At 33.1% G+C, this 15,058-nt stretch carries 12 protein-coding genes and 1 tRNA gene; 7 read left to right on the top strand and 6 right to left on the bottom strand.

The window, feature by feature from the left end; translation table 11 throughout:
• Nucleotides 1-46: 46 nt before the first annotated feature.
• The 4 genes from ABD715_RS01960 to bshB1 all read right to left on the bottom strand — a co-directional run bounded on the left by ABD715_RS01960 (nucleotide 47) and on the right by bshB1 (nucleotide 3,523).
• Nucleotides 47-565, bottom strand: a complete 519-nt coding sequence (locus ABD715_RS01960) for a DinB family protein (protein ID WP_344786383.1) — start codon at nucleotides 563-565, stop codon at nucleotides 47-49.
• A gap of 10 nt (nucleotides 566-575) precedes the next feature.
• Entirely contained in the window at nucleotides 576-2,342 is a 1,767-nt protein-coding gene (locus ABD715_RS01955; protein ID WP_344786382.1) for an ABC transporter ATP-binding protein, read from the bottom strand.
• Between the two features lie 174 nt (nucleotides 2,343-2,516).
• Nucleotides 2,517-2,592, bottom strand: a tRNA-His gene (locus tag ABD715_RS01950).
• A gap of 208 nt (nucleotides 2,593-2,800) precedes the next feature.
• Nucleotides 2,801-3,523 (bottom strand): bacillithiol biosynthesis deacetylase BshB1, encoded by a 723-nt coding sequence (gene bshB1 / locus ABD715_RS01945; RefSeq protein ID WP_344786381.1) that lies wholly within the window; start codon nucleotides 3,521-3,523, stop codon nucleotides 2,801-2,803.
• Between the two features lie 288 nt (nucleotides 3,524-3,811).
• Between bshB1 and ABD715_RS01940 the strand changes: the two genes are divergently transcribed.
• From ABD715_RS01940 to ABD715_RS01930, 3 genes are all read left to right on the top strand, one after another.
• The gene (locus tag ABD715_RS01940) at nucleotides 3,812-5,653 is read left to right on the top strand and encodes an SLC13 family permease (protein WP_344786380.1); all 1,842 of its coding nucleotides are present in this window, start codon (nucleotides 3,812-3,814) and stop codon (nucleotides 5,651-5,653) included.
• A 36-nt stretch (nucleotides 5,654-5,689) separates the two neighbouring features.
• Entirely contained in the window at nucleotides 5,690-7,321 is a 1,632-nt protein-coding gene (pckA, locus tag ABD715_RS01935) for a phosphoenolpyruvate carboxykinase (ATP) (RefSeq protein WP_344786379.1), read from the top strand.
• A gap of 73 nt (nucleotides 7,322-7,394) precedes the next feature.
• Entirely contained in the window at nucleotides 7,395-8,087 is a 693-nt protein-coding gene (locus tag ABD715_RS01930) for a DUF2490 domain-containing protein (protein WP_344786378.1), read from the top strand.
• Nucleotides 8,088-8,325: 238 nt separating this feature from the next.
• Here ABD715_RS01930 and aroC read toward each other — a convergent pair whose 3' ends face one another.
• Nucleotides 8,326-9,387 (bottom strand): chorismate synthase, encoded by a 1,062-nt coding sequence (aroC, locus tag ABD715_RS01925; RefSeq protein WP_344786377.1) that lies wholly within the window; start codon nucleotides 9,385-9,387, stop codon nucleotides 8,326-8,328.
• A gap of 266 nt (nucleotides 9,388-9,653) precedes the next feature.
• On the opposite strand from aroC, the gene ABD715_RS01920 reads away from it, so the two are divergent.
• The 3 genes from ABD715_RS01920 (at nucleotide 9,654) to ABD715_RS01910 (ending at nucleotide 11,464) form a co-directional block, all read left to right on the top strand.
• Nucleotides 9,654-10,511: a UDP-2,3-diacylglucosamine diphosphatase gene (locus ABD715_RS01920; RefSeq protein ID WP_344786376.1), complete on the top strand. Its 858-nt coding sequence runs from the start codon at nucleotides 9,654-9,656 to the stop codon at nucleotides 10,509-10,511.
• A 149-nt stretch (nucleotides 10,512-10,660) separates the two neighbouring features.
• Nucleotides 10,661-11,113 (top strand): GNAT family N-acetyltransferase, encoded by a 453-nt coding sequence (locus ABD715_RS01915; protein ID WP_344786375.1) that lies wholly within the window; start codon nucleotides 10,661-10,663, stop codon nucleotides 11,111-11,113.
• 24 nt (nucleotides 11,114-11,137) lie between these two features.
• Nucleotides 11,138-11,464, top strand: coding sequence for a DMT family transporter (locus ABD715_RS01910; RefSeq protein ID WP_344786374.1), 327 nt, complete (start codon nucleotides 11,138-11,140; stop codon nucleotides 11,462-11,464).
• Nucleotides 11,465-11,478: 14 nt separating this feature from the next.
• On the opposite strand, the gene ABD715_RS01905 is transcribed toward ABD715_RS01910, so the two are convergent.
• A complete protein-coding gene (locus ABD715_RS01905; protein ID WP_344786373.1) occupies nucleotides 11,479-14,400 on the bottom strand; it encodes an FAD-binding and (Fe-S)-binding domain-containing protein in 2,922 nt (973 codons plus the stop codon).
• Nucleotides 14,401-14,549: 149 nt separating this feature from the next.
• On the opposite strand from ABD715_RS01905, the gene ABD715_RS01900 reads away from it, so the two are divergent.
• Nucleotides 14,550-15,029 carry a hypothetical protein gene (locus tag ABD715_RS01900; protein WP_344786372.1) on the top strand — a complete coding sequence of 160 codons (480 nt, stop codon included), beginning with the start codon at nucleotides 14,550-14,552 and terminating at the stop codon, nucleotides 15,027-15,029.
• Nucleotides 15,030-15,058: the final 29 nt, after the last annotated feature.

Here is a 15,058-nt window from a genome sequence, read left to right as displayed (position 1 = left end):
ATAAGCATCAATACTATTTTATGTTTAATCATATTAAAATATAATATTATAAATAACGCTCTTTTAAAATATCTATGTGATGTAACTCGTGACCAATAGTAGCAAATGCAATTGCTCTTGCAGACATATTACAACCACTAGCTTTACCAATATATTGCAAATCTTCGTTACCTAAACTTTTTAACAAAACAATAGCATTTTTTCTGCCAACTTCATACTCTTCAAGCAAAGCTTTTAATGCTTTATTATGTCCTTGCGATGGGTTAATATAATCATCTTGTTCAAAACCAGCCAAGGGTGTTTTATCGCGCCTTGCTATTCTAAAACAACGATACATAAAAACACGCTCGGTATCTATAATATGCTGTAAAACCTCTTTAATACTCCATTTTCCTTCAGCATATCTATATTCTAATTTATCTGCAGGTAGCTCTTTAAAAAACTGAATTAAATGTGCTCCTCCTTTTATAAAACCAGCAATCAACTCTAATTCTTTAGGTACTTTATTTATATAAGTACTGTAAAACTCGTGATATTCATTGGGTTTTAAATTAACTGTAGTCATAATAAATAATTTAAATTTTGGCTTGATAAGTATATAAATCGTAATAACGTCCCTCTTGAGCTATAAGTTGGTCGTGAGTACCACGCTCTACAATATGTCCCGATTCTATTACTAGAATTTGATCTGCTTTTTTAATCGTACTCAACCTATGCGCAATAACAATAGTGGTTCTGTTTTTAATAAGTTCTCCCAGACTTTTTTGAATTAAAGCCTCACTCTCTGTATCTAAGCTAGAAGTGGCTTCGTCTAAAATAATAATTTTAGGGTTTGCCAAAATAGCACGTGCTATAGCCAGACGTTGTCGCTGACCTCCAGATAATTTTACACCTCGTTCACCTATTAAAGTATCTAACCCATCGTCAAATCTATCTGTAAACTCGTTTACATAAGCAGCTTTTACTGCATTCTGTAAATCGGTTTCGCTTGCATTTGGTCTTGGAAACATAATGTTATCTTTAATTGTACCTTCAAATAAAAATTCATCTTGTAAAACAACACCCAAATGTTGACGATACGAACTTAATTTTACTTTCGATAAATCTTGATTATCTATAGTAACCCGACCTGTCTTTGGCGTTAAAAACGTTGCCGATAAACCAGCAATTGTCGATTTACCCGATCCAGAACTCCCTACTAAAGCAGTAACAGATCCTGCTGGAGCAATAAAATTAATATTATGTAATACCTGCTTGCCTTCTTCATACGAAAACGATACATCTTCAAAAACCATATCGCCTTTAATAGTTTCTAAATTATGTACACGGTCTTCATTTTCATCTTCGGTAGCCATATTCATAAGCTCTTCAGTTCTATCTAAACCAGCTAATGCTTCTGTGAGTTGACTTCCAATATTACTCATCTGTACAATAGGCGCAATCATAAACCCAAGCACTAAGGTAAAGAAAAGAAAATCTCCACTTGTCATTTCTCCAAGTATCATATAATACCCGCCAATTCCCATTATACCTGTTGTTGCTACACCTATTAAAAAAGTCGAAGAACTCGTCATTAAAGCTGTGGCTGTTAAACTCTTTTTTACATTTTGAAACAATTTATCTACCCCTTTTTCAAAAACAATATTTTCTTGTTCCTCTGCATTAAAGGCTTTAATAACTCGCACGCCTGCAAGCGTTTCTGTAAGTCTACCTTTAACTTCGGCATTTATTTTTCCTCGTTTTCTAAAAATGGGGCGAATGTATTTAAAAGCTCGTAAGGCAATATAACCGAATATAGATATTGGTATAAACACAAATAGCGTCATCCATGGATTTAATTTAATTAAAATAACTAAAGATACAATAGCTGTAAACGTACCACCTACCAATTGTACTAATCCTGTACCTATTAAATTTCTAACACCTTCTACATCGCTCATAATACGAGATACTAAAGCACCAGATTTTGTGTTATCGAAAAAGCTTATAGGTAAAGCTAGTACCTTTTTCTGTACCTGTGCTCGTAATTCGCTTATTAAGTACTGCGCCTGTACGCTTAAAATTCTAGTTAATAAAAACGATGTAATTGCCTGTATTAAAATAGCCCCCAATACAAAAGCTATTAAATATTTTAACTGTTGATAATCTTTATTAGGTACAACCTCGTCTAGCAAAACTTTACTTTGCCAGGGTAAAACCAATCCTGAAAAGCTACGAATTACAATAAGTAATAAACCTATAAAAACCAAGTTACGTCTAGGCCAAATTATAGTTTTAAAAGCTGTTGCCATGGTTACTTTTGGCTTTGTTTTCGCTTTCGCGGATTCTTTATAGTGTTGCATTTAAATGTCGTTTATAATAATAAAAAGCTAAATTAAGTATTCTTAACATTGATGCCTATTAATATTTTATTACAAGTAAATAAATAAAACATTAAACCGAATAGATTTTGCTTTTATATAGTCGTTTTATTCCACAAAAAAAGCCTTTCAATAAATTGAAAGGCTTTTATTTTTGGGTGGAAGACCGGATTCGAACCGGCGACCCTCGGTACCACAAACCGATGCTCTAACCAACTGAGCTACAACCACCGTGTAACTGCATTTTGTAATGCGTGTGCAAATGTAATAGATTTAAGCAATTCTACAAAGACTTTTATTAAAATTTTAATCAAGTATTTATAATTAATTAGCGCTTGCCTTCTAACTATTTCATTTACTTATATTTATTTGTAAATAAATTTTAAATTATTTTTAAAAATAGTTTAAAATTGCAATCTAATTTTAAATTAAAACTTTATTTACTTTAAATTAAATAAGCTATCTACCGCTACATAGCGCTCTACTGTATATGCTTCGGCATACTCTACGCCTACTAACCTACCTAAATCATTAGCTCTATATTTAACACTATCAGAGAAATTCTTACTCGTAATTGGTGTTTCTGGTTCTTTACTGTTTTCATCATAAAATTGTGTTTTATATGCGAAAACAGCTTCCATTTTAGCATCCATAAAACCCGTAATATCAACCACTAAATCTGGTTCAATATTTTTCCATTGTATATAATGGTATACTTGTTTAGGTCTCCAAGGTTGTTGTGCATCGTTACTTCCATTTAACTTAGTTTCTATTTTAATTAAACCGCTTAAAAAACAAGCATCACTAACTAATTGGCTCCCTTTACCATGATCTATATGCCTATCGTTAATAGCATTACACAAAACAATTTCGGGCTTATACTTTCTAAGTATTTTAATAACTTCTAATTGATGTTGCTTATCGTTTATAAAAAATCCGTCTGCAAATTTTAAATTCTCTCGAACTTCTGCTCCTAATATCCTGCATGCATTAGCAGCTTCGTTATCTCGTGTTTCTGCTGTGCCTCGCGTACCTAACTCACCACGAGTTAAATCTACAATGCCTACTTTTTTTCCCGATGCTATTTCTTTTGCTAGTGTGCCTCCGCAACCTAACTCTACATCATCTGGATGCGCTCCAATAGCTAGAATATCTAATTTCATAATAATTTATTTATTTTTTTAAGGCCTTTTTACTGTCTAAAAAAGACAATAATTTATAAAAGTAACACAATGTCGTAAAAACCTTTATTACGAATACGTTTTCGTTTATGTTTTTCTTATTTCTAACTACTAAACATTGCTAAAAACCTAAAAGAAAGCCCCTATTTTAAAGCATGACAATCGTCATAATTAATAACAGACATGCTCTGTAATTTTACTTCATATTAAAAGGCAAATTTAATTATAAAGATTTTAAAATAAAGACTAACCACCTAAAACAATAAAAGAATGATCTATTTAATGCTAATTATATTATGTATAACCATTGCTTTATTTGTTTGGGGTAAATTTACACCAGATATTGTTGCTCTACTCTCTATGATAAGCTTGTTTTTAACAGGTATTCTAGACGCTAAAGAAACCTTGAGTGGTTTTAGCAATCCTACTGTTATAATGATTGCTGCACTTTTTATAATAGGAGAAGGTTTGTCTCAAACAGGCTGGACCGCATTGGCGGGTAAAAAGTTTGTAGAATGGGCAGGAAAAAGCATTTCGAAGCTATTAGTTATTGTATCCCTTGGTGCTGGTATATTATCTGGTTTTGTAAGCAATACAGGCACTGTAGCTACATTAATGCCTTTAACAATATCGTCAGCTTGGAGTATTGGCACATTACCCTCTAAAATGTTAATGCCTGTTGCTTTTGGATCTAACACTGGCGGATTATTAACCTTAACTGGTACACCTCCAAATATTATAGCTAGTAATGCTTTAATTGAGTCAGGATATGAAGGTTTTTCGTTTTTCGAATTTAGCCTTATAGGTTTACCGCTTTTAATAATTGCTCTGCTTTACTTTAGATACATAGGATACAAACTTTTACCTAAAAACAAAACAAACAATAAACCTGTAAATATAGAATCTACATTCCATAAATGGATTGAAGCCTATAAGGTAGATAGCGGATATTACAGACTTCGCGTAAGATCTTTATCGCCATTAATTAACACAAAACTAGAGCAATGGCAATTTGAAAACGATTATAACGTAAGTATTATTAGAATAAAAAGAAGACATCCAAATGTAATTAAAGGTATAGGGCAATTTGAAGAATTTCCAGATCCTAGCACTACTTTATTCTATCACGATATTATTACCGTAAAGGGAGAAACTGAAGCTATTAATAAGTTAATGATAACATTTAGACTAGGCTTATTACCCCTAGAACATGTTACCCATGAATTAAAGCACAACCTAATTAACCAAGAGGTTGGAATGACAGAGGTTATAGTAAACCCAAACTCTATGCTAGTTGGTAAAAAAGACAAACTAGAAGATTTTTTTAAAAGATATAACATACAATTACTGGCTACATCTAGAAACAACAAACCTTTATTAAATAAAGAAATTACTGTAAAAGTAGGAGATTCTTTTTTAATACGCGGTACATGGGAAGCCATAGACGATTTAAAAGAACACCACGAAAACCTGGTTATATGTGGCAGCCCAGAAGGCATGTCTAAAAATGTAGACACTTTAAGCACTAAATCATTTATCGCACTAGGCGCTTTATTATTAATGATTTTACTATTAGTTTTTAAAATAGTACCAGGGTCTATGGCAGCACTAATGTGTGCAGGTATTGTATTATTAACAGGTTGCGTACCTATATCTAAAGCATACAAAGGCATAAGCTGGACAAGCGTTGTTATGATAGCAGCCATGATACCAATGGGCATAGCATTACAAAAAACAGGAACAGCACAACTGGTAGCAAATGCATTAGTTAACCATTTAGGAAGCATTCACCCTATCGTATTGTTAGGCGGTGTATTTTTACTAACAACTACATTTAGCCAGGTAATTAACAACTCTGCTACCGCAGTACTTATGGCGCCAATAGCCATACTTGCAGCATCGTCGTTAAACCTGTCGCCAGAACCTTTTATGATTGTTGTTGCCATAAGCGCATCTACAGCATTTTTAACTCCTGTAGGTACAACAACAAACGCTATGGTTATGTCTGCTGGCGGATACAAATTTATGGATTACTTTAAAGTAGGAGCTCCTCTTTTACTTATGTTTTTCATTATAACATTACTACTAGTGCCAATAATATGGCCTTTTTAAAATAATTATTAATAGGAACCTTTAAATTGAATTAAAATGAAAGAAGCAATCATCACTACAAAAAATCCTGATTTAGAAAAATACGGATTAAAAGACGTTACTGCACATTGGAATTTATCTCCTAAAAAACTTCAGAAAATTACTGTTGAAAAAAACTTAGGTAAAGAAACTGCCAATGGAACTCTTGCTATTAATACAGGAAAATTTACAGGACGATCTCCACAAGATCGATTTATTGTAAAAGACAATTATACCACAGAAAAAGTATGGTGGGGAAAAACAAATAAAGCTATTTCTCCAGAAAACTTTGATAAACTTGAAAAAGAAGTTACAACATACCTTTCTGGAAAAGAAATTTATGTAAGAGATGGCTATGTATGCGCAGAACCAGAATATAGAACTAATATAAGAACAATAACAGAATTCCCTTGGTCTAACATGTTTGTTTTCAACATGTTTTTAAGACCTAGCGAAAAAGAATTAGAAAACTTTAACGAAGATTGGTTAATACTTGATGCACCGGGTTACGAGTGTCCAGACCCAAAAGCATACGGTATACGCCAAGGTAATTTCTCTATTATAAACTTTACAAAAAAGATAGCTTTAATTGGAGGATCTGCGTATACAGGAGAAATGAAAAAAGGTATTTTCTCTGCTCTAAACATGATTTTACCAACCGAAAGAGACGTGTTACCAATGCACTGCTCTGCTAATGTTGGCAAATATGGCGATACTGCAATTTTCTTTGGATTATCTGGAACCGGAAAAACAACACTTTCTGCAGATCCTGAAAGAAAACTAATTGGTGATGACGAACATGGATGGACAAAAGACAACACCATATTTAACTTTGAAGGTGGCTGCTATGCTAAAGTAATCGACTTATCCGAAGAAAAAGAACCAGACATTTTTAGAGCTGTTAAACCAGGAGCTTTACTAGAAAACATTGTTATTAAAGACAATGGAGAACCAGATTATGAAGATAGTAGCATTACCCAAAATACACGTGTAAGCTACCCTATTTACCATATAGACAACATACAGGAAACGCTATATGCTAACAACCCTAAAAACATTTTCTTTTTAACTTGCGATGCTTTTGGTGTATTGCCTCCTGTATCTAAATTAACACCAGGACAAGCTGCTTACCACTTTATTTCTGGGTATACCGCTAAAGTTGCAGGAACAGAGGCTGGTATAACAGAGCCTGTACCGTCTTTCTCTGCTTGTTTTGGAGAGCCTTTTATGCCATTACACCCTACCGTTTATGGCGAAATGTTAAGCAAAAAAATGACTGAAGCTGGCGTAAATGTTTGGCTAATTAATACAGGATGGAGCGCAGGACCTTACGGTGTGGGGTCGCGTATAAAATTAAAGTATACAAGAGCCATGATTACTGCTATACTTAACGGAGAGTTAGATAATGTAGACTACGAACAAAACTTTATATTCGGGTTATTTATGCCTAAATACTGTCCTGGTGTACCATCAGAGATTTTAGACCCAATGAATACTTGGCTTAAAAAAGGAGACTATGTTGGTAAAGCTATACACTTAGCACACTCATTTCACTTAAACTTTGAGAAATTTGCTCATCAAGCATCCGAACAAATTATTGAAGGTGGCCCGTTAATTGATGAACACCATCACTTACACGAACACTTTTAGTAGGTTCTTATTTAACCAAAAAAGGAGCTCTAATAGAGCTCCTTTTTATTATTAATTCTTATATTTTTTTAAGATGAAATATTATATAGCCCTTATAGTATTACTGCTTAGTATAAACATTACGCTTAGTCAAACACCTGTAGAAGACCAATTAGGTTCTTGGTTTACAACATCTGGTACTTATACAATATCTAACAAAATGAGTTTTAGTAACACATTGCAATCTTGGCATTACAAAATTGCAGACAATTTTAACTTTCTGTTTACTAGTCTTGCTGTTAATTATCGTGTTTCTAATAAACTTACAACCTCGTTTGCTTACGGTTTTATGGATATAGATAGTGGTTTTAAAAAAGAAAGTGCGCATACCTACGAAAATAGATTAATGGAGCAAATTAGCTACAAACATAAATTAGCAAAACTACCAATAGACCATAGGTTTAGAGTAGAACAACGCTTTTTAAATAAGCCTGCAAATAACATTTTATTAAACCGTTTACGTTATAGATTGGGCACTAAAATAAAACTTAATAACGCATTATTTATTAGGCTAAACAACGAATTTTTAGTTGTTGTAAAAACCAAAGATACCGACCAGTTTACAGAAAATAGAGCTTATGCTGCATTGGGTATTAACATTTTTAAATCTGCTAATATACAAGTGGGCTATTTAAACCGAAAAATAAAAGGGTTAGACTTACACCGCTTACAATTAGGTCTTTTTTATAAGATAGATTTAAGAAAGAAAAACGCAATAAAGCAATAAATTAAACTCTTCTTAAAAATATTACATATTAAAAACCAACACCTACAGCTTTAAACAAACACTTACTTTAATTAAAAAACAGGCCTTTACTGGTGGCTTAGCCCCGATTGATACGACATCCTTTTTAATAACTTAAAACCGTTATACTTGGGCTGACACTAAAATAAAAATAGGCCACGAATACTTGCTTTTAGCAATTACGTTTTAAAAAGATATAGTGGAAAGCGGGAAATAGCTTCTAACTATAAACTTTATTTATTAAGAAAAAATCGGCAATTACTAAGGCTGCCATAGCTTCTACAATAGGCACAGCTCTTGGTACAACACATGGATCGTGACGCCCTTTACCTTGCATTTCTACGGTGTTACCATTTTTATCTATGGTTTCGTACTTTTGAATAAGCGTTGCTACAGGCTTAAAGGCAACGTTAAAATAAATATCCATTCCGTTACTTATTCCTCCTTGAATACCTCCAGAGTAATTGGTTTTTGTTGTGCCATCGTTATTAAATGCATCGTTATGATCGCTACCGTACATTGTACTACCATGAAAACCACTACCATACTCAAAACCTTTTACAGCGTTTATAGACAACATGGCTTTGCCTAACTCGGCATGTAATTTATCGAAAACCGGTTCGCCTAAACCAACGGGTACATTTTTAATTACACAACTTACAATACCGCCAACAGTATCGCCTTTACCACGTACTTCTTTTATATAGGTTTCCATGCTTGCTGCCATATCTTGATCTGGGCAACGCACAATATTCGATTCTGTTTTAGTAAGATCTAACTCAGTGTATGGTTTATCTAATCGCATGGTACCAACTCCAGACACATAGGCTTGTATTTCTACACCTTTTAACATTTGTTTAGCGATAGCGCCAGCTACAACACGACATGCGGTTTCGCGTGCAGAACTACGACCACCACCACGATAATCTCTAACACCATATTTTTTATCGTAAGTATAATCGGCATGGCTTGGTCTATAACTATCTTTAATATGCGAATAGTCGTGAGATTTCTGGTTGGTATTTTCTATTACAAAACCAATAGAAGTTCCTGTTGTTACTCCTTCGAAAACTCCAGAATAAAACTTTACGGTATCTGGTTCTTTACGTTGGGTTACTATGGCAGATTGTCCTGGCTTTCTTCGGTTTAATTCGTTTTGAATCTCATCTAAATCTAACTCAATACCAGATGGGCACCCATCTATTACACCACCTAATGCAGGTCCGTGAGATTCGCCATAAGTTGTAAGATTAAATAGTTTTCCAAAAGAATTGCCTGCCATAATATATTTTTTTCGCTAAAATAATGCTTTTTTACACATTAATTGTTCTAAATATTACACTAAAAAACGATTTGTAGTATTTATTTTAAGCTTGTAAAAAATAGATTTTTAAAAAGGTAAATAAAAGCATAAAAACCAAACAATTAAGAAAAAATAAGCAAATAGTATTACAGTAGCTTAACAATAAACTGATAGTTACATAAATATATGGTAATCATTAAGTAATACTAATTTTCGTTCTTTATGTTATTAAAATCCAGCCGATATTGAAAACAAAACGAAAAATAGAAGTCGTAGTAATATCCGACGTTCATCTTGGCAGTTACGAGTGCCACGCGAAACAATTATTAACTTACCTAAATAGTATTCAGCCTAAAAAATTAATTTTAAATGGCGATATTATTGATATTTGGCAATTTAGCAAACGTTATTTTCCTAAATCGCACCTTAAGGTAATTAAAAAAATTATGGATATGAGCGCTAGTGGTGTAGAAATTATCTATATAACTGGAAACCACGACGAAATGTTACGTAAATTTAGCAACATGACTATTGGTAATATTACTATTGTGAACAAGTTGGTTTTAAATTTAGACGGTAAAAGTGGTTGGTTTTTTCATGGTGATGTATTCGATCTTTCTATTCCTAACACAAAATGGATTGCTAAGTTTGGGGGTTATGGCTACAACATACTTATACATATTAACAGATTTACTAACTGGATTTTAGAGAGGTTAGGTAAAGAAAAGCTTTCGCTTTCTAGAAAAATTAAAAACAACACCAAAAACTCTGATAAATACATTAATGATTACGAAAATGTAATATCTGATTTAGCAATAGAAAACAATTACGATTATGTGGTGTGCGGGCACATACACCAACCAAAAATGGAATACAAAGAGAACAAGCACGGTAAAACACTTTACTTAAACTCTGGCGATTGGGTAGAACACTTTACTGCCCTAGAATACCAATTTAAACGCTGGAAAACCTACGTATATAGCGAAGATAAATTATCGCCTTTTTATGCTGATGAAGACGTAAAAAGCATGGAAATGAAAGATTTAATTGCTGCTATTACAATTTTTAATCCGCAGAAAAAGAAACAAACTATAAAACCTTAATTTTTAAGATTTTTTTAATAATATAGACTCGCTTTTAATTAGCCAAAGGTGCTTTAAATTTATTATTTTTGATTAAAGTTTACAATATCCTTTAAACGCATTGCTTTACTATATACAATGCGTTTATTTTTTTTAAAATTTAATCTAGAATGAACTTTAGAAGAGCTACCGAAAAAGACATATACCAAATAGTAAGTTTATTTGCAGACGACCCCTTAGGAAAAAAAAGAGAGCAGTTAAACAAACCTTTACCCGAAACCTATTTAAATGCTTTTAAGGCCATAGATGCTGATAAGAACCAAGAGTTAATGGTTGTTGAAAATGATAATAAAGAGATTATTGCTACTTTTCAACTTTCTTATATACAATACATGAACTATTATGGCGGGTTGCGAGCGCAAGTAGAATCTGTTCAAGTAAGAAAAGATCAACGCGGACTTGGTGTAGGTAAAACCATATTTGATTGGACCATAAAAAGAGCTAAAGAAAAAAATGTGCGTATATTACAATTAACAAGCGATAAACTGCGCCCTAAGGCTATAAATTTCTATAAAAAACTAGGGTTTATAGATTCTCACGAAGGCATGAAAATGCATTTTTAAACCCCAACACGAAACGCTTTAAACATGAATTGGATTTTATTAATTATTGCAGGGCTTTGCGAAGTTGCTTTTGCTGCCTGTTTAGGAAAAGCTAAAGAATCTTCTGGAACCGAAACTACATACTGGTACATTGGCTTTATAATTTTCTTAGCCATTAGCATGTTTTTACTAATAAAAGCAACACAAGAACTACCTATTGGTACCGCTTATGCTGTTTGGACAGGTATTGGTGCAGTAGGCACCGCTATAATTGGCATTCTTGTTTTTAAAGAACCCGCTACATTTTGGAGGTTATTTTTTATAACAACCCTTATAACATCTATAGTAGGATTAAAAGTTGTATCGCATTAAACAAACCCATACACCTAAATCAAGGCTTCTCTTAAAATAGATATAGGGTGTTTTGCTTCGCGAGTTGTACCGTCTTTTATTTGATGCCTACAACTTGTGCCATTAGCAGCAATAACTGTGCTTATAGCTGCTTTTCTAACAGCTGGAAACAACGTTTGCTCACCTATTTGCATACTTACATCGTAATGCTCTTTTTCGTAACCAAAACTACCTGCCATACCACAACAACCACTAGGTATAATGGTTACCTTGTAATTTTTAGGTAAATTTAATACTGCAAAACTAGACATTTGATTACTCATTGCCTTTTGATGGCAGTGTCCGTGAAATTTAATTACTCTTGCTTCTATAGTAAATTGCTCTGCTTTTATGTTGCCTAATTCAATTTCTTTTTGAAGAAACTCTTCTATTAAAAATGTATGTTTCGATATCGCTTCAGCAGAAATTTTATCGTCTGCAAGCTTTAAATACTCATCTTTAAAAGTATAAATAGCAGACGGTTCTAACCCTATTAAAGGCGTGTTTTCTGAAACTAAATTTTTATAAATATCAACATTTTTATTAGCTATTTTTTTTGCTTTTTCTAGAAGTCCTTTAGACAAGAAAGAACGCCCAGATTCTTCATTTTTTACTAGTTTTACATTATAATTTAAAGCTTTTAAAAGCGCAATAGCATCAATACCTATTTGGGTATCTAAATAGTTAGTAAATTCATCATTAAACAAAATTACAGATTTCGCAATATTTTTATCAACAACTTCAAATTCAGTATTTTTAAATAGACTACTTAAACTATTAGTCGAAATAAAAGGCAAACTTCTACGCTTTGCAATTCCAAAAGTTTTTTTCAAAATTGATGACGTAAACCCATTAGAAAAAACAAAATTAGCAAGCTTTGGCATCTTACTTCCTAATACATTCAAACTATTATTATAAGCAAATAATTTAGTACGAATTGAGACGCCATTCTCCTTTTGATATTGATACTGAAATTCTGCTTTTAAACTAGCCACATCTACACTACTTGGACACTCGCTAGAACAAGCTTTACAACTTAAACACAAATCGAAAACATCTTTTAATTCTTCGTGATTAAATTTATTCGACTTATCTGAATTTGTTAAAAATTCACGCAGCACATTGGCACGTGCACGCGTGGTATCTTTTTCGTTATTGGTAGCCCGATAACTTGGACACATTGTACCACCAAACTCAGGCAGTTTTCTACAATCTCCAGAACCATTACATTTTTCTGCTTCTCGTAAAATACCCTGAGATTTAGAAAAATCTAACAACGTTTCTATTTCAGGCTCTACCCTATCTTGTTCGTATCGCAATGCTTTATCCATTGCAAAAGCATCAACTATTTTATTCGGATTAAAAATATTATGAGCATCAAAGGCTTTTTTTATACGTCTTAAAAGTTGATAATTATCTTCGCCAATCATTAACGGAATAAACTCAGCTCTTACAATACCATCTCCATGCTCACCACTAAACGATCCTTTAAAGGTTTTTACCAATTTAGCGACATCTGTAGTTACACGTCTAAACAAATCTACGTCAACCGCTTTCTTTAAATCTAAAATTGGTCTTAAATGCAACTCGCCAGCACCTGCATGTGCATAATACACAATATCTTGATTGTATGTTTGCATCAATTTAGCAAAATCTGCTATATAGTTTGCTAAATCTGGCAACGCCACTGCGGTATCTTCTATACAGGCTACGCCTTTTTTATCGCCTACAATATTACCTAACAAGCCTAAACCCGCTTTACGCAACTCGCTAGCCTTGTTAATATCTAGTCCCTCAAGAATAGCATTAGCATAACTTAGACCTGTATTTTCGATATCTTTTAACAAATTACTAGCCAAAATCTTTACCTCTGCCAGGGTATCTGCTTTTACTTCGCATATTAAAATAGCCTTAGGATCTCCTTGAATAAATATTCTATTCTCGGCCTGGGTTTTATTTTGTTTTGTACAATCTAAAATGGTTTTATCCATCATTTCACAGGTATACAAATTGTGCTTCATTACAGGTGCCACAGCACTTAAGCAATTAGAAATACTGCTAAAATGAGCTGCTATCATAATACTTTCTTGTGGCGGTAACTTATCTAATTTTAAAGTAATTTGAGTAGAGAAAGCCAAAGTACCTTCGCTGCCAGAAAGCAACTTACACATATTAAATTTGCTTAAAGTATTAGCAAATACCTCGTTCTTAATCAGCTCATCAACTGCATAACCTGTGTTTCTTCTATGTATTTCTGGTTTAGGAAAATTATCTTTAATTTGATTTTGAACCGTTTCTGATTTTAATTCTGAATAAATCGTCTTGTAAATTTCTCCTTCCAACGACGTTTCTTTTGCTTTAAGATGAAACTCTTCTGCAGATAAATCCTTAAAAACAGCTTCGCTACCATCACTTAAAATAGTATGTAATTCTAAAACTTTATCTCTAGTAACACCATATTGAATACTTGTTGTTCCAGAAGAGTTATTACCAACCATACCACCAATCATACAACGATTTGATGTCGATGTATTAGGGCCAAAAAATAAACCAAAAGGCTTTAAATAATTATTTAAAGTATCGCGAACAACTCCTGGCTGCACTGTAACAGTTTGCTCAGCTTCGTTAAGCTTTATTATTTTAGTAAAGTATTTAGAAACATCTACAATTATACCTTCTCCCACACATTGCCCTGCTAAAGATGTGCCTGCTGTTCTAGGAATTAAACTAGTTTGATTTACTCTAGCAAAAGCAATTAAAAGCTTTAAATCATCATTGTTTTTAGGGTAAGCAACAGCTAAAGGCAACATTCTATAAACCGACGCATCTGTGGCATAAATGGATTTTATTAAATCATCGAAAAATAATTCGCCAGAAAGTTTTGCTTTTAGCTCTTGTAAATGTGTTGTTAACGTCATAAATATTTTTAAATAATCTATAATCTTATACAGTTGTTAAATATAATTACATTTTTGGCGTTATTTTTGCAAAAGTAAATTGAATTTTAAAAAGTGGTCTTTTTTAGCAATCCGACCGTATATAAACAAAAACGATAACTACAAACATTATGAAAAAATTATTTCTATTATCATTAACACTTTTAGGTTTTACAATGGCAGTTTCTGCTCAAGATATATCAGACAACGCTATAGGCTTACGTTTAGGAGACAGTGATGGTTTAGGTGCAGAAGTATCATATCAACGTGCTTTAGGCGACTCTAACCGATTAGAAGCCGATTTAGGTTGGAGAAACAGCAGTAGCTACAACGCTATTAAACTTACAGGCTTATACCAATGGGTTATGGAATTGGATGGTAATTTTAACTGGTTTGTTGGTGCTGGTGGAGGTCTTGCTATTTTTGATGGTAAAAACGCATTAAAAGGCACAGACGAAACCGCTTTATTTGTTGCTGGCGATATAGGTGTAGAATACAATTTTGATATTCCGCTGCAGGTATCTTTAGATTTTAGACCAGAATTAGGATTTGGAGATTTTGCTGACGATTTAGATTTTGATATAGCACTAGGCATTCGTTACCGCTGGTAAACCAAAAACATAAACTAAAAAAAGCGCTT

Source organism: Postechiella marina (assembly GCF_039538365.1).
In the GTDB taxonomy this organism is placed as follows: domain Bacteria; phylum Bacteroidota; class Bacteroidia; order Flavobacteriales; family Flavobacteriaceae; genus Postechiella; species Postechiella marina.
Note: the sequence above shows the minus strand (reverse complement) of the source record. Positions and strands in the feature narration are given on the sequence as shown.

Coding starts and splice junctions, on each gene's coding strand:
- ABD715_RS01915 (WP_344786375.1), top strand. CDS start 10,661: ATGAACTTTAGAAGAGCTACCGAAAAAGACATATACCAAATAGTAAGT.
- pckA (WP_344786379.1), top strand. CDS start 5,690: ATGAAAGAAGCAATCATCACTACAAAAAATCCTGATTTAGAAAAATAC.
- ABD715_RS01955 (WP_344786382.1), bottom strand. CDS start 2,342: ATGCAACACTATAAAGAATCCGCGAAAGCGAAAACAAAGCCAAAAGTA.
- ABD715_RS01905 (WP_344786373.1), bottom strand. CDS start 14,400: ATGACGTTAACAACACATTTACAAGAGCTAAAAGCAAAACTTTCTGGC.
- bshB1 (WP_344786381.1), bottom strand. CDS start 3,523: ATGAAATTAGATATTCTAGCTATTGGAGCGCATCCAGATGATGTAGAG.
- ABD715_RS01960 (WP_344786383.1), bottom strand. CDS start 565: ATGACTACAGTTAATTTAAAACCCAATGAATATCACGAGTTTTACAGT.
- ABD715_RS01940 (WP_344786380.1), top strand. CDS start 3,812: ATGATCTATTTAATGCTAATTATATTATGTATAACCATTGCTTTATTT.
- ABD715_RS01930 (WP_344786378.1), top strand. CDS start 7,395: ATGAAATATTATATAGCCCTTATAGTATTACTGCTTAGTATAAACATT.
- ABD715_RS01910 (WP_344786374.1), top strand. CDS start 11,138: ATGAATTGGATTTTATTAATTATTGCAGGGCTTTGCGAAGTTGCTTTT.
- ABD715_RS01900 (WP_344786372.1), top strand. CDS start 14,550: ATGAAAAAATTATTTCTATTATCATTAACACTTTTAGGTTTTACAATG.
- aroC (WP_344786377.1), bottom strand. CDS start 9,387: ATGGCAGGCAATTCTTTTGGAAAACTATTTAATCTTACAACTTATGGC.